Consider the following 22,727-nt stretch of genomic DNA (forward strand, 5'->3'; position numbering starts at 1 on the left):
GAATTCCTATTACTCTTGCTAGAAAAGAATCTGGTAGAGCTTGTTTGACTAGTTTTATAACATATTATACCTTTAATTATTTTATAGGTGGAATTTTACAGCATTTTGGTAGCAGATTTGGAGTGGATGTATATGAATCTGGAGTTCTTGGACTTACTGAAATAGGGGGAGTTTTAACTCTTGATACAAATCTTGTTGGTGCTATACTTTGTGCTTCTTTAGCTGTATGGATTCACAACAAGTATTACGATAAAGAACTTCCTAATATGCTTCAAATTTTTAGAGGTACTCCTTTAGTTGTTATTATTTTATTCCCAATAACAATTGTAGCCGCTATTATAACTGTTATTGTATGGCCTATTATTCAAAGTGGAATTTACAGTATGCAAGTGTTTATGGTTAATTCAGGAGTTTTAGGAGTTTGGTTCTTTACATTTTTAGAAAGAATACTTATCCCTACTGGGTTACATCACTTTATATATGGACCTGTTTTTTATGGACCAGTTGCTGTAGATGGTGGTACTATAAATTATTGGATACAAAACTTACCTGAATTTGCAGCATCAACTGAAAAGTTATCTGTTTTATTCCCTCAAGGCGGATTAATGCTAACAGGTATGGGGAAAGTTTTTGGAGCTACAGGTGCTGGGATTGCAATTTATATGACTGCTAAAGAAGAAAACAGAAAAAAAGTTTTAGGATTAATAGTTCCAGCTGTTGCAACTGCTGTTTTAACTGGAATTACAGAGCCAATTGAATTTACATTTTTATTCGTAGCTCCGTTATTATTTGCTCTTCACGCTGTTTTATCAGCTACTATGGCTTCAATAGCATTTTTATTTGGGCTTTCAGGAAACTTCCAAACAGGTCTTATTGATTTTATATTCCAAAACTGGCTTCCATTAGGAGCTAATCATTTCGGAACATATATTATGCAAATTATTATAGGATTATCTTTTACAGCAATTTATGTAATCTTATTTAAAACTTTAATATTAAAGTTTGACTATCCTACACCTGGTAGAGGAGATAATGAAATTAAGCTTACAACTAAGAAAGACTATAAACAAAATAAACAATCTATAGATAAAGATTTAGCTAGAGAATACCTAGATGCATTAGGTGGAAGCTCAAATATAGAAAGTATAACTAACTGTGCTACTAGATTAAGAGTTAAAGTAAAAGATACTTCTCTTGTTGCTGACGATAATAAATTTAAAGAAATAGGTGCTTCAGGAGTGGTAAGAGCCAAAGATAATCTTCAAGTTATAGTTGGTCTTAGAGTTTCCCAAGTTCGAGGAGAAATAGAAAATTTAATGAATAGTCAAAAACACTCTATCCATTAGGATAGAGTGTTTTTCTTCTTGCAAAATCAACAAATTTAAATTTGTCTGGTCTATGTCTTGATTCACTATATTGAAATAAACTTGCATCATCTAAGTATGTGTAACTTTTAACTACAACTACCATGTCATATTCTTTTAAATCTAAATTTTTTTTGTCTTCTTTAGTTGCCTTTTCTACAGTTATCTCTTTTTTAGCAAAGCTTATCTTTAGACCTAAACTATTTTCTATATATTCGTATATAGAATCTTCACATATTTCTTTAGTAAGATTAGGAACAAACTTTTCACTTATATAGTCTTTATCTAATATAACTTTGTTTTTACCTATTTCTCTTACTCTTACTACTTTCCATACCTTATCTTCACTAGATATGTTTAACTTTTTCATAGTAAATGAATCTGCTAAATCAAGGTCTAAACTTACAAGAATCGTCCTTGATTTTTCATTCATCATTTTGGCTAGCTCTTTAAAAGTTACTATTCCGCTTACAGGAAAATCAAACTTGTTTATATCTAATACAAAAGATCCCTTTCCTTTTATTTTTTGAATATATCCTTCTTGTTCTAGGAGATTTAAAGCTTTTCTTATTGTATCTCTAGATACATCATACAGTCTCATATAGTCATTTTCTGAAAGAAGTTTAGTATCTTTTTTAAGCTGTCCACTTTGAATTTGACTTACTATTTCATTATAAATGTTCAGATATTTTGCGTTCATATTATCACCTGAGAATATTTTAGCAACTCATATTTTATTTTTCAAGATGATATACAATAGATTCAAAAGGTCTTAATGTCATTTTTGTAAAATCTAACTTTGAATCTTTATAGTTGGATATTAAAATTGAAACTTTGTAATCACTAAAATCTAAATCTAAAGGAAGATTAAATTTTGTTTCTTTACCATAGAAATTATTTATAACTAGTAACTTTTCATTGTTATATTCTCTTATATACGCAAAAATATCTTCATGATCTTCAAGTATCATTTTAAAATCTCCATAAGCTACAACATCATATTCTTTTCTAAGTTGTATTAATCTTTTATAGTGATAGAATATAGAATCAGTATCTTTAAGAGCATTTTCTGCATTTATTTCTTTATAGTTTTTACATACTGATATCCAAGGCTCTTTTTCTGTGAATCCTGCATTTGATGAACTATCCCACTGCATAGGCGTTCTTGAGTTATCTCTAGATTTTGCCTGAAGTATCTTTATTATTTCTTCTTCTGGTATATTATTTTCTTTTAATATATCGTAATAATTTATAGATTCTACATCTTTATACTTATCTATTTCATCAAAATAGGCATTTGTCATTCCAAATTCTTCACCTTGGTAAATATAAGGGGTTCCCCTTAACATATGAATACAAGTTCCAAGCATTTTTGCGGATTCTTTATGGTACTTTTTATCATCTCCAAACCTTGAAACTATTCTTGGTTGATCGTGATTACACCAAAATACTGCACTCCAACCATTTCCTTTTTGCATTTGAGTTTGCCACGTATTAAAGATTTCTTTTAATTTCTTAAAGTCAAAGTCCATCAAAGTCCATTTATCTCCATCTTTATAATCAACTTTTAAGTGATGGAAATTAAAAACCATAGATAATTCTTTTTCATCTGGATTTGAATATTTTATACAATTATCTATTGTTGTTGAAGACATTTCTCCAACTGTAATTATATCCTCATATTTTCCAAAAGTATTCTTATTTAGTTCTTTTAGATACTCATGGATATATGGTCCATCAGTATAAAATCTTCTTCCGTCTCCTTCATTATCATCTATAAACTCATCCGGTTTTGATATTAGATTTATAACATCTAATCTAAATCCTTTTACTCCCTTTTTTATCCAAAAGTTCACAATATCGTAAACTTCATTTCTTACATCTTCATTTTTCCAGTTTAGATCTGCCTGGGTTTTATCAAATAAGTGAAGATAATATTCATCAAACTCTTTTACATACTCCCAAGCTGATCCTCCAAATTTCGATATCCAATTAGTTGGTTCTTTACCATCTTTAGGTTTTTTGAATATATAATAGTTTTTATATTTTTCATCTCCACTTAGCGCCTTTTTAAACCATTCATGTTCTGTTGATGTGTGGTTAAATACCATATCAAGCATTATATCTATGCCAAGTTCATTTGCCTTTTTAACCATTTCTTCAAAATCTTCCATAGTTCCGAATCTTGGGTCTATGTTGTAGTAATCTGCAACATCATATCCATTATCTCTTTGAGGTGAAATATAAAATGGAGTAAGCCATATATAGTCAACTCCTAAGTTTTTTAGATAATCAAGCTTTTGTGTTACTCCTTTTAAATCTCCTATTCCATCTTTATTAGAATCTTTAAATGACTTTGGATATATCTGATATACTACACTTTTTCTAAAATCTTTCATAATATCTACTCCTTTTACTAAGATGTCAAAACAGAAAAGAAAGGAGATAAAAATCTCCTTTTTATGATAAAGCTTTATTTTCTTCTTTAGATGCTAATTTTTTTTTAGAAAATGCTAAAGTAAGCACAAATGGAACTACTATTGCTACTAACATTGCAACTGCAAACATTAGCATATGTTGTGGCTGAATAGATAATATTCCAGGAAGACCTCCAACTCCTATTGAGTTGGCCATAACTCCAGAACCTACTGAAATTACAGCTGCTACTGAAGATCCTATCATTGCTGCAAGGAATGGATAAACATATTTTAAGTTAATACCAAACATTGCTGGTTCTGTTACTCCAAGATAACAAGATATTGCAGCTGGTATAGATACTTGTTTTTCTTCTTCATTCTTTCTATTAATATATATCATTCCTAAAACAGCTGATCCTTGAGCTATGTTTGATAAAGCTATCATTGGCCAAAGATTAGTTCCACCAAACTCACCCATTAATTGAAGGTCTATAGCATTTGTCATATGATGAAGACCTGTTATAACAAGTGGAGCATAACCAAAACCAAATATTGCTGCAAATAACCAACCAAAAGATGAAGTAAGTCCTGTATATACTATATCAGAAATAAAAGATCCTATTTTCCATCCCAAAGGTCCTAACACTACGTGAGCTAATAAAACAGTTGGAACTAAAGATAAAAACGGTACAACTATCATTGATATATATGAAGGAACCTTATCTCTAAGTTTTAATTCTAAATTTGCTAAAACAAATCCAGCTAGCATTGCAGGGATAACTTGTGCTTGATAACCAATCATTTTGATCTGAGCAAATCCAAAATCCCAAACTGGTGCTTCTGCCCCTCCTGCTACTGCATAAGCATTTAACAGCTGAGGAGAAACTAAAGTAATACCAAGTATAATTCCTAATATTTGTGTAGTTCCCATCTTTTTAGATATAGACCATGTTATTCCAACTGGAAGGAAGAAGAATATAGCTTCTCCTATTAACCATAAAAAGTGATGAACCCCAGCCCAAAACTGTGAAGTTTCTGTTAATGTCTTTGTTCCTTCTTCTAATAACTTTATATCTCCTATTACATTACGAAAACCTAATATTAAACCTCCAACTACTATCGCTGGAATAAGTGGTGCAAATATTTCTCCTAAATGTGCAATTAACCTTTGAAGAGGATTTAAGTTCTTAGTTGCAACCTTTTTTGCTACATCTTTACTTACTCCTTCTATACCTGCATAAGATACAAATTCATTATAGAATGTAGATACTTCATTTCCTATTATTATTTGAAACTGACCTGATTGAGTAAAGCTTCCCTTTACTATCTTCATTTCTTCTATTTTCTTTACGTCTGCCTTGCTTGTGTCATTAAGAACAAATCTCATACGAGTCATACAATGAGATACTGCAGCTATATTTTCTTTGCCACCAACATATTCTAATAGCTGCTTTACTTCATTAGAAAACTTAGCCATAGTCTGACCTCCTTTATATTTTTTATCTTTGAAAACCTTTTCTCGTTTTCATCATCTGTACGTACATGTTTATTTATATTATAACTTGTTCGTACAGGTTAGTCAACAACAAAAAAAGAACTTAGATAATTATCTAAGTTCCAGTTTGTAGACAAAACAATCTGCCCGAAAGGGCAAATTTTTAATCTTGCATATGATTTATCCCTTAATTTGGAAAAAACATATTTTATGCTAAGAAAAATTGAAAAAATGAGCTGGTTTTTGGAGTTTTTCCACTTCCAATTTGCCAGCTTTTTTAAATTTAGACATGCGAAAGCAAGCAGGGTCTGCATTCGCACTTTATCTATTCCTCTAAGGGTTGTATAACGCAGTCCATGCTTTTCTTTTAAATCAGCAAACACTCTTTCGATAGTCTGTGATCTGAGTGCATATATACTTTTATTGTAAGTAGTATGTCTTAAATGCTCTGCTTCTTCTAGGTATTCTTCCCAAACATGCCTACATACTACCTTTTTATTATTTTTACTACAAGTGCATTTATGTAAAAACTCACATTTTAAACAAACTTGCGGATTTGATACATATTCTTTGTAACCTTCCCTATTCGTAGTTGAATAGGTTAAAATCTCTTCCTTTGGACATATATAACAGTCATAGTATTCGTCATAAACAAAATCATGCTTTTTAAAAAAGCCTTTTTTAGTCATAGGTCGTTTATACGGCATAACTGGAGTAACATTATCATCTAGCAAAATTTTACATATATATGGTGTTTTATATCCTGAATCTACTGCGACAGCAGATATTTCTGTAAATTTTGATTTCACATTTTCATATAGTTCTTTAAATACTACACTATCATGTACATTAGCTGCACTAACTATACTCGATAATACGAATCCTTTTTTATCACATGCCGCATGAACAGAATAAGCTAAAACTCTTTCTTTCTCTCCTTTATGAAACATACCACAATCAGGATCTACTATACTTTTTGTAATTAACTTTGTTTCTTGGTTTTGTTTTTTTTTAAAAGGTTTTTGACCATGGATAGCTCTTGATTTTTCGATCTCTTCATCAAGAAGCTGTCTATATATTTTTGCTTCTTTAACAACTTCTTCTTTATAAGTTTTTTTCTTATTAGCACTTGCCTTTATGTGAGTTGAATCTATAAAAACTTCTTTCGGATCTACAAATCCAGCTTCAACAGCTTCGCTGAGTATTTTAGCAAATATCTCTTCAAATACATTCGAATTTTTAAATCTTCTAGCATAATTTTTACTAAATGTTGAAAAATGAGGTATCTCATCTTTTATTCCATATCCTAAGAACCATCTGTAAGCGATGTTCATATTTACTTCTCTTATTGTCTTTCTCATAGATCCAATACCAAACAGATATTGAATAAAAACTAGTTTGATAAGTACAACAGGATCTATGCTAGGTCTTCCTTTATCTTCAGAATACATTTCACTAACAAGTTCATATATAAAGTCAAAATTCATGACTGCATCAATTTTTCTTAGTAGATGATCTTTAGGAACAAGCTCATCAATAGAGAAAAAAACAAGTTGATCTCTATTTGTCATATCTTGCTTTCGCAACATAAAAATCACTCCAATATAAATGTGTATTTTTAGAGAGCGGACTCTAAATGGAATGGATAGGCCTGATTTAATGAACCTTGAAAGATTTCTTATCGACATACATCCTGAAGGCTATAGAAACTTTGAATGTTTGAGCTTGCGAGTTTCAAAGTTTCTAGAATTCAGGATGTATGGAGATTATAGAAATCTCAAGGTGAAATTTAAAGGCCGCTCATTCCATTAGAGGACGCTTTAGCCTTAATTTATATTTTAGCATAAAAATAAAGAAAGCTTTTTGAAAAATTTTCAAAAAAGCTTTCCTGAGTTGAATTTGTCAACAGTCTGGAACTTAGATAATTATCTAAGTTCTTAATTTATCTCTACTCTTTCTCCTGTTACCATATAAATTATTCTTTCTCCTATATTAGTTGCATGATCTGCAATACGCTCTAAGTATCTAGCTATAAACAATAATCTAGTAGCTTGGTTTATAATTTTTTGATCTTTGATCATCATTTCTAATAATTCAGTATATATATCTTCATATATTTCATCAACAGCCTCATCATCGCAAGCAACTTCTCTTGCTAGTCTTACATCTTCATTGGTAAAAGCTTGAAGGCATTTTCTAACCATACTTTGAGATAAGCTTGCCATATTAGGTATATCTACCAACGGTTTTATAAGTGGTTCATCCCCTATTTGTAATGTCACTTTAGCAATATTTACTGCGTGATCTCCCATTCGTTCTAAATCTGTAATTATTTTCATTATAGTTCCAATTACTCTTAAATCTTTTGCCATTGGCTGTTGAAGAGCTATAAGTCTCATACATTGATTTTCTATATCAAGCTCTATTTCATCTATTTTATCATCCATTTCATATACTTTTTTAGCAGCATCTAAATCTTGGCGTGCTAAAGCTTTTACTGAAAATTCAATTATATCTTCAACCATTTTTCCCATAGTGATAAGTTTTTCGTTTAGATTTTTCATTTCATTAACAAATTGCGTCCTCACTACATTCACCCCTTTTTAACCAAATCTTCCTGTTACATAATCTTCTGTACGCTGATCTCTTGGGGCTGTAAAAATCTTTTGAGTGTTGTCCATTTCTATTAGTTCTCCCATTAAGAAAAATGCAGTTTCATCTGATATTCTTGCAGCCTGTTGCATTGAGTGTGTAACAATTACTATTGTATAATCATTTTTAAGTTCAGTAACAAGTTCTTCTATCTTAGCAGTTGCTATCGGGTCAAGCGCAGATGTTGGCTCATCCATTAATAGTACTTCTGGTTCCATAGCAAGAGCTCTTGCTATACAAAGTCTTTGTTGTTGACCTCCTGAAAGACCTAATGCAGACTTATTTAATCTGTCTTTTACCTCATCCCATAGAGCAGCTTTTTTAAGACTCTTTTCTACTATATCATCTAATTTATTTTTATCTTTTATTCCATGGCGTCTAGGACCATATGCTACATTTTCATAAATAGATTTTGGAAATGGATTTGGCTTTTGAAATACCATACCTATTCTACTTCTTAAAGCAACCACATCTATATCTTTATCGTATATATCTTTTCCGTCAAGTTTTATTTCGCCTTCTATTCTAACTGAATCTATCAAGTCATTCATTCTATTTAAAGTTCTAAGAAAAGTAGACTTTCCACATCCTGAAGGTCCTATTAAAGCCGTTACCTTTCTTTCTTTTATATCTAAAGTTATATCTTTAAGTGCATGAAACTCACCGTAATATAAATTTAAATTTTTTACAGAAATCTTTTCCATTTGTGTCCTCCCAACCTATGCTTTATTGCTCATCTTAAATTTTATTCTTATGCTCGTTGCGATAGTGAAGAATATTCCTACTATTCCAAGTAATACAAGCGCTGTTGCGTATTTAATATCATCTGGCATATTAGGTACTTGGGTTGAAATAATATATAAATGATATGGTAGTGCCATAGCTTGATCAAATACTGTTCTTGGCAGCCTAGGTAAGAAGAAAGCAGCAACTGTTAATAAAATAGGTGCTGTCTCTCCAGCAGCTCTACCTATACCTAATATTGCTCCTGTTAATATCCCAGGCATAGCGTGAGGCAATACAACATGTCTAATTGTTTGCCACTTAGTAGCTCCCAATGCTAATGAAGCTTCTCTGTAGCTTTTAGGAACACTTTTAAGTGCTTCTTCTGAAGCTGTAATAACAGTAGGTAAAATCAAACAAGCTAAAGTCAACGCTCCTGCCAATATAGAAGATCCAAATCCTAAAAATAAAACAAATAATCCTAATCCAAATAATCCGTATACTACTGATGGAACTCCTGCTAGATTGACTATAGCCAATCTAATTATTCTATTAAGCCTTCCCTTTTTTGCATACTCAGTTAAATAAATAGCTGATCCTATTCCAAGGGGAAGTGCAAATATTATAGTTCCTGTAACTAAATATAAAGTTCCAACTATAGCAGGATAAATTCCTCCTGCTCTCATACCTTGTCTAGGCATAGAAGTTAAAAACTCCCATGTAACTGCTGATGATCCCTTTACGAATATAAATCCTATTATCAATATTGTAGGAATAACAACTATCAAAGCTGCTAACGTAAGTATTGCAAATGCTATTTGTTGTTTTGTATTCTTGCTCATCTATCTTCCCTCCTTACTAGCACGGGAAAGAACAAAATCTGCTATTAAATTTATAATACTAGTCATTATTAACAGAACAATTCCAACTGCAAATAACGCATTATAATGTGTTCCATTTCTAACTGTATCTCCCATTTCTGCTGCTATAGTAGCAGTCATAGTTCTTCCAGGTTGAAGAAACGAATCTGGAATTTGAGCTGCATTTCCTGTAACCATCATAACTGTCATTGTCTCTCCTATAGCCCTTCCTATACCCAACATAACTGCTGCAATTATTCCAGATGAAGCAGCAGGTAAAAGAACATGGAATATAGTTTCCCACTTAGAAGCTCCAAGGGCTAAAGATGCTTCTTTATATTCTTTTGGAAGAGCATTTATTGCATCATCTGATATAGTTATAATAGTTGGAAGTGCCATGAAAGATACTAATATTGATCCAGTTAATACTGTAAAACCTGAGGATAAATTAAATGTTATCCTTACCCAGTTAGATAAAACTACAATTCCTAAAAATCCTAAAACAACTGATGGAATTGCTGACAAAAACTCTATAATAACCTTTAAAACTGTCTTAAGTTTCGGCGGTGCTACCTCTGAAATAAAGATAGCACAGCCTATACCTAAAGGGACAGAAATAAAGACAGCACCCGTAGTTACCATAAGGGACCCTGCAACTAATGGCAATATCCCATATTGTGGATTTACTGATATAGGGAACCAGTTTTTACTAAAGAAAAATTCTTTAGGACTTACATCGTTAAATACTCTTATTCCATTTCTAAATAAAAATATAAATATCAAAGAAATAACTATAATTGAAGTAATTCCAAATATAAAAATAGTCTTTTCTATAATAAACTCTAAAAGTTTATCTTTAGCTTTTCTATTTAGATCAGTGTCTTTTCTCTCAAACGTTATATTAGACATACTGCCACCTCTTAATCTATATAAACTATAATTGTATAGATAAAAACAAAACTTTTCCTATCTTTAATTTCTATCCCCTTGTAAACATAAATTCAGGCGGACGACATAAAGTCATCCGCTTACAACTTGTTTTATTACTTAACAGGTATAAATCCAACTTCTTCTACAACTTTTTGTCCTTCTGGACCCATCATGAAATCAACATATAATTTTATTACTCCTTGAGGTTCTCCTGCAGTGTATATATATAATCCTCTTGCTACAGGATATGCTCCACTTTTAACTGTCTCTAATGATGGTGCTATTGCTTCACTATTAGCATCTTTAGAAATTTTAACTGCTTTTACTTCATTACTTAAGTATCCTAAACCTATATATCCTATTCCATTAACATCTTGTTTTAGTGCTTCAACTATAGCTTGAGTAGAAGGCATTAAATTTGAGCTTTGTGCATATTCTTCATCTTTAAGAACGAATTCTTTAAAGAATGCATAAGTACCAGAGTTTGATTCTCTTGAATATAGCGTTATAGGTGCATCATTACCACCGAAATCTTTCCAGTTAGTCTTTTCTCCAGTAAATATTGCTTTTAAATCATCCATTGTTAATGTTTCGATAGGATTATCTTTGTGAACTGCTATTGCTATTCCATCTTTTCCTGGTACAAACTCTTTTAATTCAAATCCATTTGCTTTAGCTTGCTCTAACTCAGCTTCTTTCATTTTTCTTGAAGATTGAGCTATATCTGCTGTTCCGTTTATTATAGCTGCTATTCCTGTACCAGAACCTCCTCCTGTTACAGCTATTTGAGCTTCTGGATATTTATCCATAAATTCTTCTGCCCATCTTTGCCCTAAGTTAACCATTGTGTCTGATCCTTTTACTTGAACAAGTTTACTAAAATCTACATCTGCTTGTCCTGTTTGATTTTGTTCTGTTTGCTCTGGTGCTTTTTCCCCACACCCTACAAGAGCTAAAGAAGATACCATTAATAATACAAGTAGTAAAGCTATTTTTTTCATTCTGTGAATCTCCTTTCACTTTTTTAAGTTTTTGCTTGATTTAGCTTACAAATAGATTATAACTTCTCAGAAAAACTAATTGGTTAAGGTAAAGTTAATATAATGTTATGGTTTTGTTAAAAAGATCTGGTTTTTGAATAATTTTTTGCTAAATGTCCATACTTGATTCATCTTCATCTGATTTTTTCATAACAATATTTATAGCTTCTTGTATTTCTGTACTAATTTCTTTTCCTTGCTCTGCAGATTCTAAAAATTGTTGAGCCGTTGCAGCTATTTCATCTGTATAGCTTTGCATGTTATCTGTAACTTCAATCATATTTTCTGCTGATTGTCTTAAAATGATTTTTTATTCATTGCTTCTTTTACAAAGCTCAGATCTGTAACCCCTAGACTATACTCTGTTCTACCTAAACTATCTGCTATAATATTTCCATCTAGTCCTACTAAAAATACACTTTCATAATATCCCATAGAATCTACATATATTTTTCTTAGCATATTGTTGGTTTCTTTTAAAGGTATAGTATTATCTATGCTTTCTCCTTGGTTATACATTTTTAGTGTTTGATTAAACGAAGAATTAGTTGCTAAATTTTTTAATAAAAATTCCGTATCAGTTAGAGTCGTTCTAGTATTTGAAACTATCCCTTCAAGTAAAATATTGTGTTTTTCTAATTCACCTAGCTGTAAACCTCTAAATGTTTGACGATAAGCATAAAACCCTAATATTACAGTAGGTAAAATACAAAGAACTAAAAACATAGATGTTAACTTAGCTCCTATCCTAAATTTAAAACTCATCTCAATTCTCCTTTTCTGTATGTAAAGTCTTGTACAGTTTTAATATATACTGTATTCAAGTTAGTAAAATTAAGTTTTAATTAAGTTGTTGTTAAGAATATGTTAAAAAGATTTTTTACTTATATATAAAGTGAATTTATGATTATATGGAACTTTTATAATTTTTTTCTATAATTACAGTGAACTTATATATGTTAATATATTGTTAAAATATTAGTTAAATTTAGTACAAAAGGGGAGTAGAAAGATGAAAAAATATTTGCTTGTAATGACTATTGTATTATCTTTAATACTGTCTGCTTGCTCTAGTGAGCAGTTAGATCAAAGTAATATTGAAGATGTTCAGCTTAAAAGTATTTCAACTAGTGAGTTAAAGGAAAAACTAGATGACTCGTCTTGGGTATTAGTTGATACTCGTAGCAATGATGAGTTTAATGGTTGGAGATTAAATGGAATTAAAAGAGGAGGACACATACCTAATGCAGTTGACTTTTCTGCTAATTGGCTCCGTGTAGATGTTGAAAATAAGGAAAAGATTTTAGATGAAACTTTAAAAAATAAAGGTATAGATAAAGACAAAAATATAGTTTTATATTGTTCTAATCAAAACGATTCTCTAAAGGTTGCTAATTATTTAAGCCAAAAAGGATATGAAAATATATATATATATGATGTAAATGAATGGGCTAATGATGAAAGTCTTCCTATGGAAAAATATAAAAATTATCATTTAATAGTTCCTCCTAGTATAGTTAAAGATATATTAGATGGAAAGACTCCTGAGACTTTCGAAAATGCTAAACAAATAAAAATTGTTGAGGCTAGCTGGGGAGATGAAGATGCATCTTATTCTAAAGGACATGTTCCTACAGCTTTCCATATTAATACTGACCTTGTAGAGCCTCCTCCTACTTGGATGTTAGCTGATGATAAGCAGCTGACTCAATTTGCCTTAGAATACGGATTTACTAAAGATGATACTGTTATAGTAACAGGTGAAAATCAAATGGCAGCTTATAGAGTAGCTGTTGTTCTTAGATATATGGGAGTTGAAGATGTAAGGGTATTAAATGGTGGATTACTTGCTTGGAAACTAGCAGGATATGATGTGGAAACTACATCTAATTATCCAACTCCTGTAAGTGATTTTGGGTCTAAAATACCTGCTAATCCTAGCTTAATAACTACTATTGATCAAGTTAAAGAGAATCTAACTAAAAATGAGTTTATTTTAGTTGATAATCGTACTTGGGATGAACATATAGGAAAGTCATCTGGATATAGTTATCACGATAAAAAAGGTCGTATACCTAACTCTTTCTATGGATATGCTGGACTTAAGGATTCAAATTCTCTTGACTATTATAGAAATATAGATAATACTATGCGTAACTTTAAAGAGATATTAGCTTTATGGGAAGATTCTGGAATAGATATAAATAAACATCTTGCATTTATGTGTGGAAGTGGATGGCGTGCTGCAGAGGTATTAACTTATGCTCAAGTTATGGGGCTTGAAAATACTTCTTTATATAGTGATGGATGGATTGGCTGGAGTAATGATCCTAGTAATCCTATAGAAACAGGAGAACCTAAGTAAAGTATGAATAAATTCTTATATATATTATCTTTGTTTGTTCAAGCTTTTTGTTTAATATCTGTTTATATAGTAAACTCCCTTACATCTAAAAAAGCTGGAGTAATGCGCCATGTATATTCTAGGAGTCTTCAATACCAGCAAAATATATATTCAAAGGAAAGTTTACTTATGCAGAGTGTATTATCTATTTTACTTATTATTATATTTATAATGATTTTTATATTTATAAAAAATAGAAAAAATAACTTCCTAAAATTTCAAGTTATTGTAGGTTTTATACTCAGTTTTATGGTTTATTTTTCTATAAATGGTTCGTTTTTTATAAATTCTATATCTTATATATACTTTGTAATGGCTTTTGAAATATGTTTAATAATTCAAATTCTAATTATAACTAAGCTCTTGCTTGAAAAATAGCAAGAGCTTTTTTCTAACACGTAGAAAATAAATTTTTTTAATAATTATTGATTAATTGGGTATAATATATGTGAGATTTTTAATTATTAACTTTTTTAATTATTTTGTATAATATATAAGTGTAGAGAAAACTCTACTAACATTACTAAATCTTTAAGGAGGGATTTGTATGTTTGATATGATTCCTTTCCCAAGAAACAGTAGTGCATTGAGAAGAAGAGAAGACTATATTAATCAAATCTTTAATAACTTTTTTAATGATGACTTTTTCCCTTCAATAAATACTTTTGAAGAAAGTTTTAAAGTAGACCTTAAAGAAACAGAAAGTGAGTATCTTATAGAAGCTGATCTTCCTGGAATACACAAGGAAGCTATTGATATTGAATATGAAAATAATTATCTAACAATAACTGCAAAAAGGGAAGATTCTATCGAGAATACATCTGATAACTATATCAGAAGAGAAAGAAGCTATGGAGAGTTTAAAAGAAGATTCTTTATAGATAATGTAGATGAGGAAAAAATAAGTGCATCTTTTACAAATGGGGTTTTAAAGATTATTTTACCTAAGCTTGAAAAACACAAAGTTAGTAAGAAAAAAATAACTATAAAATAAGGCAAAAGGGTATTCGCATAGAATACCCTTTTTTCTATATAAACAAGTATGTATTTATTTGTTGTTGTCAAATATCATATTGTATTAGATTTTAAGGGGGAATGAAAAATGCCGTTTTCAGACTTAGCTATAAGACTTATCATAGGATTTTTTTCTCTGTTTATCTTAGTCAAAATCATCGGAAAAAAATAATATCACAGATAACTCCGTTTCACTTCATCTGCTCTATTGTTTTAAGCGAATTACTTGGAAATGCTGTTTATGATGATAGTGTAGGCGTAACTCATATTTTATTTACAATATCTATATGGGGAGGGCTAATTTTTTTAGTAGAATATTTTGCTCAAAAATCTCCACTATTTAGACAAATATTTGAAGGTAAACCTTCAATGGTTATTAGAGATGGTCAAATCGACTTAAAAGAACTTAAAAAGTGTAGGATGAATATAAGTCAATTACAAAGTGTATTGCGACAAAGTGAAACTTTTTCTATCAGAGAAGTGGCTTTTGCATTTGTTGAATCTAATGGATCAATAAGTATACTTAAAAAAACTCCCTACCAAAAAACTACTCTTCAGGATTTTAATATGCCTGACCAAAAAGTTTATTTACCTATAACACTAATTAGAGATGGAAATCTAATAAAAGAAAACCTGCATGAATTAGGAAAAGACATTAGTTGGCTTTTAGATGAATTATCATCACATAATATAAATAAAATTGAAGATGTACTTTTAGCTGAATGGCTAGAAAATGACAAATTATTTGTAATTCCATACAATAGAACATAGGAAAATAAAATGCAGGGACTTAGCCTGCATTTTATTCATAATCTGGATAAACTACATCAAAATATTCATCTAATGTAAGTCCACTTTCTTTAATTTTTGTGGCAATTTCAACTCCTACATATCTAAAGTGCCATGGCTCATACATATATCCTGTTATGTGTTCTTTTCCTCTAGGATATCTTAATATAAATCCATACTTATGTCGGTGGTAGAGAATGCCCTTTATTTACTATAATAACCCCTGTACATAATATGGTGATGTTTTTTCCATAGGCTTTTCTTCATACAAATTATCCTCTTTTATATCATGTATTTCATTATCTTCAACTATCTGAACTGATACATCTTTTGCTGAAATATAAGTTTCTTTTAGAGGATGTATAAATACAAATAATAATATGGCAAGAATTATATATACTTGTCCTAAAAGTTCTCTTTTCATTTCCCCCAACTCTCTTTTAGATAATAATTCCCGATGTATTATAAGCTTAATAAAGATTGTAAAGATAAAGAAACACTTATAACCCCACCGTTATTATATGGTATATGCAAAAATTTATATATTTTATCATCATTTGCTCTTTTTCTTATAGGAGTAGCTTTATATCCTTCTTTTAATTTAGAAGCTTCAAAAGATATAGGATCTATCTTGAATGAATCTAGTCCTATACCATCAGGATCTGAACACTCTACAATTATTCCTGAAGAATTCACTATATATATTTCATCAATGTTAAGCATAGATGCAAGATTTTTTAAATCATACTCTTTTGACTTTTCAAGATAACTTTTCAATTCTAAAGCTTTTTGATACATATATTTATCCATTGTATCTCTTGCAACTGTTTGTTGTAATTTATTTAAACTTTCTTTTAAATTGCTTGCTTCTTTAACTATATCTTTAAAAGACATATTCATATCTTCTATAGCTGCACTAAACTGCTGGCAGTCAGCTGCATTTCCTTGAGATATTTCCTGTATTGTTTCTACTGAGTTTATAACAACCTCTGTGTCTTTTCCTATTTCTTCCATATGTTTTCCTATAGTAGACACTTGATTTTTAGTTTCTATAGTACTTTCAGATATCTGTTTAAATGCATGCTCTGTTTTTTCAGCTATTTGTATACTTTCATTTATCATCTCTTTGCTCTTTGACATTTCTTCAGTTAACATTCCTATCTTCTTTTCCATATCTTGAATAGCTGAGCTTATCTTTTCAGTAGCTGACTGTGATTGCTTAGATAAATTACCTATTTCATTTGCAACAACTGCAAACCCTTTTCCATATTCTCCTGCTCTTGCTGCTTCTATAGATGAGTTTAAAGCAAGTAAAGTAGTTTGCTCTGTTATATTTCTTATTACATCTGCAAATTTTATAATTTCAGAAAAGCTTTCTGCAAAGTCTTGTAAATTACTAGTATATTGGTTTATAGTGCTTTTTATAGTTTCTACTGATTGTTTTGTTTTCTGAACATACATGTTTCCATCATCTGTTAATTTTACAGATATATCAGCTTTATCTTCTATTGTCTTAAGCTCATTTATTATTCTATCTATATTTTTTCCTACGTTTTCTATACTGCTAAATATATTATTTATACTTTCCATTTGATTTAATGACCCTGCCACTATTTCTTCACTTGCAGATGCAATTTGATCTGCTGACTGTTCCATATTATTTACTTTTTCAGAAACAATGTCTGATATTTTTGAAAGATCAACAGCAGACTTTAATACAAATTTTGAAGCCTCTTTAGTATTATTAAACCCATCTATAACAGACAAAATAAAATCCTCATTATAATTATCCTTTATTTCATGTAAATTGTAATCATATTTGCTTTTATTCACTATATCTAGCACATACCATAATTTCTTAATTTTTTCTTTGTAAATACTGCTTATCATCAAGTATACATATAAAGCTGTAATAATAATATTTGTGGTTACTGATAACCCATATCCTAAACTTGATAAGAAAAATAAGTTAATAAAAACAATTAAAAGTAAATACGCTAGAGAAATAATGCTTAAAGCTAATTTTTGTCTCATCTTTTCTTCTCTCCTCAATTACTAATTAATCGATAATTTTCGATGCATTTTCAGTATAACAATAATTTTTGTATAATTCAATTATAACTATATTAAAAAAATAAGAGCAGAAAACCCTGCTCTTAATCTACTTTAAACTCATTTACTATATTAACTAAATCTTTTGCCATAGAGCTTAAGTTTTGAGCTGTTTTAGCTACTTCATCAGATGAAGTAGAAAGTTCAGATGATGATGCTGCAACTTCTTGTGATGCTGCAGTATTTTCTTCAATTACAGCACTTACATCTTCTACTTTTGATATAGCTCTTTGTTTAGCTTGTTTCATTTCATTCATTTGATCATAAGTATTATCTACACATGGTCCAACTTTTTGTATAGCATCTAGTATATCAATAAAAGCAAAAACTGTATTTTCTACAACACTAGTCTGATCACTAATAAACTTTTCTACCTCTGAAGATGCCTTTATAACTTCTTTTGTATCTAGTTGAATTGAGTTTACAAGCTCTGTTATCTCAACTGTAGACTTTTTAGATGCTTCTGCAAGCTTTTTGACCTCTTGGGCTACTACACCAAATCCTTTGCCTGCCTCTCCTGCTCTTGCTGCCTCTATGGATGCATTAAGAGCAAGAAGGTTTGTTTGTTCTGATATAGAATTTATAATTTCTGTCATATTATTTATTTTCTCAACAGAATCTGTTAAGGCGTTTACCTTTTGATTAACATTTTCAAATACACTTTTTATTCCATTTATAGAAGCGACTAACTTGTCCATTTCTAAACTTCCGTTATTAGCCTTTTGTATAGCAATTGTAGCTTCGTTTTTTACATTTTCAAGTTCACTATATACACTTTCTATTTTTGTTGAAAGATTGTCCATAAACTCTACAATATCCTGAAGATCACTAGCTTGCGATGTTGCTCCTTGTGACACCTGATCCATAGTACTTGCTAGCTCTTGACTTGATAAAGCCATCTCTTTAGAAATTGATGACAGATTTGTAGATTCGTCTAAAACACTACTATTGAAGATAAAACTATCCAATTTGTAAGGCTTGATTGATCAAATCCACTTATTTTACTTTCTCTATCTGTAGTATATTTTAGATTTCCACTTTTTTGAGAAATAACTTCTTTTCCAAATTCATATTCATCAGCTATGTTAGTCATTACTAACTGTTCGTTTGGATGAGCAATTATTGTTCCATCTTCTTGTAATAAAACTGTATATCCTGTTTCTCCTACCCTAGTTTTCGCTATATGGTCTATAAGTGTTTCTAATGTTATATCTATTCCTGCTACAGCCTGTGTTCCATCACTTAGCTTAAATGCCTTTGCTACTGTTACCATCATATATCCTGTTGATGACGATTGATAAGGTTTAGTTATTATTACATTTCCAAAATTATTAGTAGCCTCTATATACCATGGTCTTTGTGTTGGATCATAACCTTCAGGCATTTGTCTTTTAGGAGTTATTATAAATTCTTTGTCTTGTTTTCCTATATAGCTTTGGAAAAAGTTTGGGTTAGATAAGTTATAGTTTGATAATATAGAGAATATATTTTCGGTGTTTCCTGATAATATATTTTCGTCTTTTGTTATAGATTGTATAGCCGTTTCAGATACTTGTATAAGTGAATCTATATAAGCTACTTTTTCAGTTGAAATTTGTTTTGTTAGATTGTTCATTTTTTGTTCTATTAAGTTTTTGCTGTTATTAATTAAGATAAAGGCTGTTGTTATTACTGGAATAAGAGAAATTAATATAAATATTATTGTAAGTTTTATCCTAAGTTTACTAGTTTTCTTCATAGTCTATCCCCCACTAAACTTTTTATTTATTTTATTATATTTTATACAGTATCTTATGTCAAAACTATTAAAATATTTTTTCATTTTAAGTTAGGCTTCTCAATATGAAACCTACCTTGTCTTAGTGATACTTATTTGCACATTTAGCATACTTGACTTACTCTATTGTTTTTATTTTATCTGCTATACTTAATTATGCAAAACTTTATGACTATATTAAAATAGGTTCAAATATAGTAATGGAGTAGGATTGATGTCAATCCTACCCCAACTATTGATAAAGAGCTTTTTTTAAAAATTTTTTAGTCCGCATTGAGTTTTACTGTTACTTTCTTTTATCGAGATACAAACGTACCAATAAGACAAGAATAACACTACTAAGAGATATAATAACAGTTTTTCTATTGAATGCTAATTTTTCTATTTCATTTGTAATGTCATCAAGAGTATCAGTTTCTATAATATCTTCTGAATATATCTTTTCAACACTTCCATCACTTTTTCTAATGAATACTTTTCCATTTTCATAATAAAAGTCGATTTCTTTGCATCCATTATTTATATAGTATTTTAATATAGCTCTATCTGATGATGATAGACCACTTTGTATATCTAAAGTCTTATAATCTAGTGAAGATACTTTAAATACTCCCCATTTTAATATGTAATCAGATGGTTTCTTATCTATTGATGCTACTATATAATCTCCTTCTTTTGGTTCGTATGAGTATATATTTTGTTTATCATTTATATATATTTTTATGTTCTTGCCTACAGTCTTTCCATTTAATATCTTTTCTACACTTATATCAATTCCTTTTTCATCTACTTGCTTTACAGTTCCTAATACTAAAGCGTACTGGTCACCATGTGTTAGTCTATATATTAGATCTGCTCCATAAACATTTGTAGATATAAGTATTAGTGTAGCACATATAGTAATTATAATTTTTTTCATACTCTATCCCCTACTCTTTTTTTCTAATTTTCATTACTTATGGTACGGTTCACCGTATCAACAATTACCTCAAACATAGTTTTGAGTATACAATCTCGATTTAATTATACTCTACCTGTAAGAACTTCATAGGCTTCTTTTTCTAAAAGCCCATGATTTAATAGTATTTCTGCCACTTCCCTGCCGAACTGTGCCAGGTCATTTCCTCTTAAGCGAGCAGTAAAAATAATTTCTTGGGCAGCATTTATGAGTTTTTCTTCACATTCTATCATGTATCATACAGCTCCTTTCTTATGGATGGAGTTATTATAACGTCCATTTTATAAAATTTAAAGGGCCATTAATAGCAAAATGGAGATTTGCTTGTTAATATACAAATCTCCACTGAAAATACATTTTATATTTTTTGCATATGGTAAGTATCAGGTTAATTTTCTATCAACGTTCTATCAACAAAAATAAAAAATTGTTGATAGAATGTTGATAGATTTATTTTATTTTTTCAATAAATATACCCTGTATCTCTTCTCACCTTTAGGTTCTAACAACGCTTCTTCCATCATTTTATCTAAATAATATTTTGCTTTTCTTTCACTGCATCCGCATAATTCTCTAACTTTAGTATTGTTGATAGAATTATTTTTTTTGAGATATTGAATTATCATATCTTTAGCTCTAATATATTCTATTTCCTTATCTTTTATATATCCAACATCATCGCCTAAACTGTAATACACTTTTTCTGTAAGAATATATTTTTTAAATCCATTTCTTTCTACATATCCATAATTTATAAGTTCATTCAAAACTCCTTGAGTATCTTCTAAAGATAATTGAGCATGTTTAGATGCATCTTCTAAAGTTATAGTTCCATTATCTTTTAAATATTTTAATATCATTATTTGACTTGTACTAAATATTATTTGATTTTTATCTTGTTCTTCGATTAAGAATTTAGTAAAATTTTTGTCTTCAAGATTACTTTTTAATGTTAATGTAACTGCTTCACTATACGTACTATATGTAGGTAATGGTTTTCCAAAAAAAATCATGTCTCTAAATATTATATCTACACCTTGTCCTGATCTTTGAACATATTTTAACTTCTGTAATGTTTCTGCGATGAGTTTATTTCTTGGAATAGATGGATGTGTTATTATGTTATTTTCATTTATACCTTCAGGAAATCCTCCAGGATTTTCAATTACAATTTTATTAGAATAGTGTTTTACATAAATAGCTCCATTGCTTTGATAATCTCTATGGCAAATAGCATTTAAAATGGCTTCTTGGAATACATTTTTAGGAAAATCTTTAACTTCAAGTCTAAATAAACCTATTTGTATGTTTGTTATATAATTACTACTCTCTATTATTTCTGTTAATCTATCCAATGCCGATATAATAGGTACTTTCAAATCTATTCTTTTATCGTATTCTGTCTTATTAATATCACTATAATGCAGATATATTATTTCAGCTTGAGGTATAGTTCTGTTTATAGAACTTTCTTTTCCAACGAAAAGCATACCTGCAACAGTTAATTTTATCTTATTATCCTTCTCCTTAATGAGATGTAAATCTTTTAAAAAAGATTTATCATCCATTAATGGTAAAGTAGACTCTGGATCTCTTATTTTTAATTTTTCTTTTATTTTATAAACTTCTAAACTATCAATATCTTCCTCGCTGGAATCTTCTATAATAACATTTGAAAAATCATTGTTTACTTTCCCCGATTGCATTATAGGAAATTCTTCTGGAAACATTGGTTTTGTATTTTTACCCAACCTTTTATACACTTCTCCGGCAGAAGTAGCATATAATGTACTCCCTTTAGGTACATATATTACTAATATTGTATTGTTTTCTACAAAGACTTCTTCAATGTCAGTAAATAATTTTGGTATAGTTCTATCATAAATACTTTCCATAATATTTTGTATATCATAATTGTCACATCCTGTAATTTCCCCATTATCTTCTACACCAATTAAAATCATTCCACCTTTAGTATTTGCCAATGCTACCGCTTCTTTTGTAATAATTTTCATAAGTTCCTTTTTGTCTTTTATCTTTTTCCAGCTTTTGAACTCAATATCTATTTTTTCACCTTTTGATATTACTTCTTTTATATCCATACTTTTAACCTCTCTTGGCATAGAATAGTTTATTTTATTATATTATTACTAAATATTATAACAGTAAACAAGAAACCAAGTCATTATTTG

At 29.8% G+C, this 22,727-nt stretch carries 23 protein-coding genes and 1 pseudogene; 5 read left to right on the forward strand and 19 right to left on the reverse strand.

Annotated features, from left to right (window positions below; genetic code table 11):
• Positions 1-8 precede the first annotated feature (8 nt).
• Positions 9-1,346, forward strand: a complete 1,338-nt coding sequence (locus tag JWYL7_RS08880; protein WP_331722139.1) for a PTS transporter subunit EIIC — start codon at positions 9-11, stop codon at positions 1,344-1,346.
• Here the strand turns inward: JWYL7_RS08880 and treR are convergent.
• The 11 genes from treR to JWYL7_RS08930 form a co-directional block, all read right to left on the reverse strand.
• Complete coding sequence (gene treR / locus JWYL7_RS08885; protein ID WP_066071966.1) at positions 1,336-2,064, reverse strand: trehalose operon repressor; 729 nt, start codon at positions 2,062-2,064, stop codon at positions 1,336-1,338. The genes JWYL7_RS08880 and treR overlap by 11 nt on opposite strands.
• A gap of 34 nt (positions 2,065-2,098) precedes the next feature.
• Entirely contained in the window at positions 2,099-3,763 is a 1,665-nt protein-coding gene (gene treC / locus JWYL7_RS08890) for an alpha,alpha-phosphotrehalase (protein WP_066071969.1), read from the reverse strand.
• Between the two features lie 61 nt (positions 3,764-3,824).
• On the reverse strand, positions 3,825-5,258 hold the full coding sequence (gene treP / locus JWYL7_RS08895) for a PTS system trehalose-specific EIIBC component (protein WP_066071972.1): 1,434 nt from the start codon (positions 5,256-5,258) through the stop codon (positions 3,825-3,827).
• A 98-nt stretch (positions 5,259-5,356) separates the two neighbouring features.
• Positions 5,357-6,865 (reverse strand): IS1182 family transposase, encoded by a 1,509-nt coding sequence (locus tag JWYL7_RS08900; RefSeq protein WP_066071974.1) that lies wholly within the window; start codon positions 6,863-6,865, stop codon positions 5,357-5,359.
• A 348-nt stretch (positions 6,866-7,213) separates the two neighbouring features.
• On the reverse strand, positions 7,214-7,864 hold the full coding sequence (phoU, locus tag JWYL7_RS08905) for a phosphate signaling complex protein PhoU (protein WP_083528376.1): 651 nt from the start codon (positions 7,862-7,864) through the stop codon (positions 7,214-7,216).
• 15 nt (positions 7,865-7,879) lie between these two features.
• Positions 7,880-8,632, reverse strand: a complete 753-nt coding sequence (gene pstB / locus JWYL7_RS08910) for a phosphate ABC transporter ATP-binding protein PstB (RefSeq protein ID WP_066071977.1) — start codon at positions 8,630-8,632, stop codon at positions 7,880-7,882.
• Positions 8,633-8,647: 15 nt separating this feature from the next.
• Positions 8,648-9,493, reverse strand: a complete 846-nt coding sequence (pstA, locus tag JWYL7_RS08915; RefSeq protein ID WP_066071981.1) for a phosphate ABC transporter permease PstA — start codon at positions 9,491-9,493, stop codon at positions 8,648-8,650.
• Positions 9,494-10,420, reverse strand: coding sequence for a phosphate ABC transporter permease subunit PstC (gene pstC, locus JWYL7_RS08920; protein ID WP_083528378.1), 927 nt, complete (start codon positions 10,418-10,420; stop codon positions 9,494-9,496).
• Positions 10,421-10,554: 134 nt separating this feature from the next.
• Entirely contained in the window at positions 10,555-11,442 is an 888-nt protein-coding gene (locus JWYL7_RS08925; protein ID WP_072280220.1) for a phosphate ABC transporter substrate-binding protein, read from the reverse strand.
• 148 nt (positions 11,443-11,590) lie between these two features.
• Positions 11,591-11,761: a hypothetical protein gene (locus JWYL7_RS10605; RefSeq protein ID WP_161937500.1), complete on the reverse strand. Its 171-nt coding sequence runs from the start codon at positions 11,759-11,761 to the stop codon at positions 11,591-11,593.
• A gap of 17 nt (positions 11,762-11,778) precedes the next feature.
• Positions 11,779-12,246, reverse strand: coding sequence for a PDC sensor domain-containing protein (locus JWYL7_RS08930; protein WP_066071984.1), 468 nt, complete (start codon positions 12,244-12,246; stop codon positions 11,779-11,781).
• A 247-nt stretch (positions 12,247-12,493) separates the two neighbouring features.
• Between JWYL7_RS08930 and JWYL7_RS08935 the strand changes: the two genes are divergently transcribed.
• The 4 genes from JWYL7_RS08935 (at position 12,494) to JWYL7_RS08950 (ending at position 15,670) form a co-directional block, all read left to right on the forward strand.
• Positions 12,494-13,846 carry a rhodanese-like domain-containing protein gene (locus tag JWYL7_RS08935; protein WP_066071987.1) on the forward strand — a complete coding sequence of 451 codons (1,353 nt, stop codon included), beginning with the start codon at positions 12,494-12,496 and terminating at the stop codon, positions 13,844-13,846.
• 3 nt (positions 13,847-13,849) lie between these two features.
• A complete protein-coding gene (locus JWYL7_RS08940; RefSeq protein WP_066071990.1) occupies positions 13,850-14,263 on the forward strand; it encodes a hypothetical protein in 414 nt (137 codons plus the stop codon).
• 169 nt (positions 14,264-14,432) lie between these two features.
• Positions 14,433-14,879 carry a heat shock protein Hsp18 gene (hsp18, locus tag JWYL7_RS08945; protein WP_066071993.1) on the forward strand — a complete coding sequence of 149 codons (447 nt, stop codon included), beginning with the start codon at positions 14,433-14,435 and terminating at the stop codon, positions 14,877-14,879.
• Between the two features lie 101 nt (positions 14,880-14,980).
• Positions 14,981-15,670, forward strand: a complete 690-nt coding sequence (locus JWYL7_RS08950; RefSeq protein ID WP_331721930.1) for a YetF domain-containing protein — start codon at positions 14,981-14,983, stop codon at positions 15,668-15,670.
• 31 nt (positions 15,671-15,701) lie between these two features.
• Here the strand turns inward: JWYL7_RS08950 and JWYL7_RS10220 are convergent.
• The 8 genes and pseudogenes from JWYL7_RS10220 to JWYL7_RS08980 form a co-directional block, all read right to left on the reverse strand.
• Positions 15,702-15,872 (reverse strand): annotated as a pseudogene (locus JWYL7_RS10220) (M15 family metallopeptidase); the annotation flags it as partial.
• Between the two features lie 27 nt (positions 15,873-15,899).
• Positions 15,900-16,112 (reverse strand): hypothetical protein, encoded by a 213-nt coding sequence (locus JWYL7_RS08955; RefSeq protein ID WP_066071996.1) that lies wholly within the window; start codon positions 16,110-16,112, stop codon positions 15,900-15,902.
• Between the two features lie 38 nt (positions 16,113-16,150).
• The gene (locus JWYL7_RS08960; protein WP_066071998.1) at positions 16,151-17,722 is read right to left on the reverse strand and encodes a methyl-accepting chemotaxis protein; all 1,572 of its coding nucleotides are present in this window, start codon (positions 17,720-17,722) and stop codon (positions 16,151-16,153) included.
• A gap of 122 nt (positions 17,723-17,844) precedes the next feature.
• Positions 17,845-18,768 carry a methyl-accepting chemotaxis protein gene (locus JWYL7_RS08965; RefSeq protein WP_066072001.1) on the reverse strand — a complete coding sequence of 308 codons (924 nt, stop codon included), beginning with the start codon at positions 18,766-18,768 and terminating at the stop codon, positions 17,845-17,847.
• Positions 18,735-19,538 (reverse strand): cache domain-containing protein, encoded by an 804-nt coding sequence (locus tag JWYL7_RS08970; protein WP_066072004.1) that lies wholly within the window; start codon positions 19,536-19,538, stop codon positions 18,735-18,737. Before JWYL7_RS08970 ends, JWYL7_RS08965 begins: the two co-directional genes overlap by 34 nt.
• 325 nt (positions 19,539-19,863) lie before the next feature.
• Entirely contained in the window at positions 19,864-20,496 is a 633-nt protein-coding gene (locus JWYL7_RS08975; protein WP_066072007.1) for a hypothetical protein, read from the reverse strand.
• Positions 20,497-20,600: 104 nt separating this feature from the next.
• On the reverse strand, positions 20,601-20,768 hold the full coding sequence (locus JWYL7_RS10610) for a hypothetical protein (protein WP_156473380.1): 168 nt from the start codon (positions 20,766-20,768) through the stop codon (positions 20,601-20,603).
• 222 nt (positions 20,769-20,990) lie between these two features.
• Positions 20,991-22,637 carry an RNA-binding domain-containing protein gene (locus tag JWYL7_RS08980; protein WP_161937501.1) on the reverse strand — a complete coding sequence of 549 codons (1,647 nt, stop codon included), beginning with the start codon at positions 22,635-22,637 and terminating at the stop codon, positions 20,991-20,993.
• Between the last annotated feature and the right edge of the window lie 90 nt (positions 22,638-22,727).

It is taken from the genome of Alkalithermobacter thermoalcaliphilus JW-YL-7 = DSM 7308, assembly GCA_001584565.1.
In the GTDB taxonomy this organism is placed as follows: domain Bacteria; phylum Bacillota; class Clostridia; order Peptostreptococcales; family Peptostreptococcaceae; genus Alkalithermobacter; species Alkalithermobacter thermoalcaliphilus.

Coding starts and splice junctions, on each gene's coding strand:
- JWYL7_RS08925 (WP_072280220.1), bottom strand. CDS start 11,442: ATGAAAAAAATAGCTTTACTACTTGTATTATTAATGGTATCTTCTTTA.
- treR (WP_066071966.1), bottom strand. CDS start 2,064: ATGAACGCAAAATATCTGAACATTTATAATGAAATAGTAAGTCAAATT.
- JWYL7_RS08930 (WP_066071984.1), bottom strand. CDS start 12,246: ATGAGTTTTAAATTTAGGATAGGAGCTAAGTTAACATCTATGTTTTTA.
- pstC (WP_083528378.1), bottom strand. CDS start 10,420: ATGTCTAATATAACGTTTGAGAGAAAAGACACTGATCTAAATAGAAAA.
- treP (WP_066071972.1), bottom strand. CDS start 5,258: ATGGCTAAGTTTTCTAATGAAGTAAAGCAGCTATTAGAATATGTTGGT.
- JWYL7_RS08980 (WP_161937501.1), bottom strand. CDS start 22,637: ATGGATATAAAAGAAGTAATATCAAAAGGTGAAAAAATAGATATTGAG.
- pstB (WP_066071977.1), bottom strand. CDS start 8,632: ATGGAAAAGATTTCTGTAAAAAATTTAAATTTATATTACGGTGAGTTT.
- pstA (WP_066071981.1), bottom strand. CDS start 9,493: ATGAGCAAGAATACAAAACAACAAATAGCATTTGCAATACTTACGTTA.
- JWYL7_RS08935 (WP_066071987.1), top strand. CDS start 12,494: ATGAAAAAATATTTGCTTGTAATGACTATTGTATTATCTTTAATACTG.
- JWYL7_RS08970 (WP_066072004.1), bottom strand. CDS start 19,538: ATGAAGAAAACTAGTAAACTTAGGATAAAACTTACAATAATATTTATA.
- hsp18 (WP_066071993.1), top strand. CDS start 14,433: ATGTTTGATATGATTCCTTTCCCAAGAAACAGTAGTGCATTGAGAAGA.
- JWYL7_RS08940 (WP_066071990.1), top strand. CDS start 13,850: ATGAATAAATTCTTATATATATTATCTTTGTTTGTTCAAGCTTTTTGT.
- JWYL7_RS10605 (WP_161937500.1), bottom strand. CDS start 11,761: ATGATTGAAGTTACAGATAACATGCAAAGCTATACAGATGAAATAGCT.
- JWYL7_RS08900 (WP_066071974.1), bottom strand. CDS start 6,865: ATGTTGCGAAAGCAAGATATGACAAATAGAGATCAACTTGTTTTTTTC.
- JWYL7_RS08955 (WP_066071996.1), bottom strand. CDS start 16,112: ATGAAAAGAGAACTTTTAGGACAAGTATATATAATTCTTGCCATATTA.
- JWYL7_RS08960 (WP_066071998.1), bottom strand. CDS start 17,722: ATGAGACAAAAATTAGCTTTAAGCATTATTTCTCTAGCGTATTTACTT.
- JWYL7_RS08975 (WP_066072007.1), bottom strand. CDS start 20,496: ATGAAAAAAATTATAATTACTATATGTGCTACACTAATACTTATATCT.
- JWYL7_RS10610 (WP_156473380.1), bottom strand. CDS start 20,768: ATGATAGAATGTGAAGAAAAACTCATAAATGCTGCCCAAGAAATTATT.
- treC (WP_066071969.1), bottom strand. CDS start 3,763: ATGAAAGATTTTAGAAAAAGTGTAGTATATCAGATATATCCAAAGTCA.
- JWYL7_RS08950 (WP_331721930.1), top strand. CDS start 14,981: ATGAAAAATGCCGTTTTCAGACTTAGCTATAAGACTTATCATAGGATT.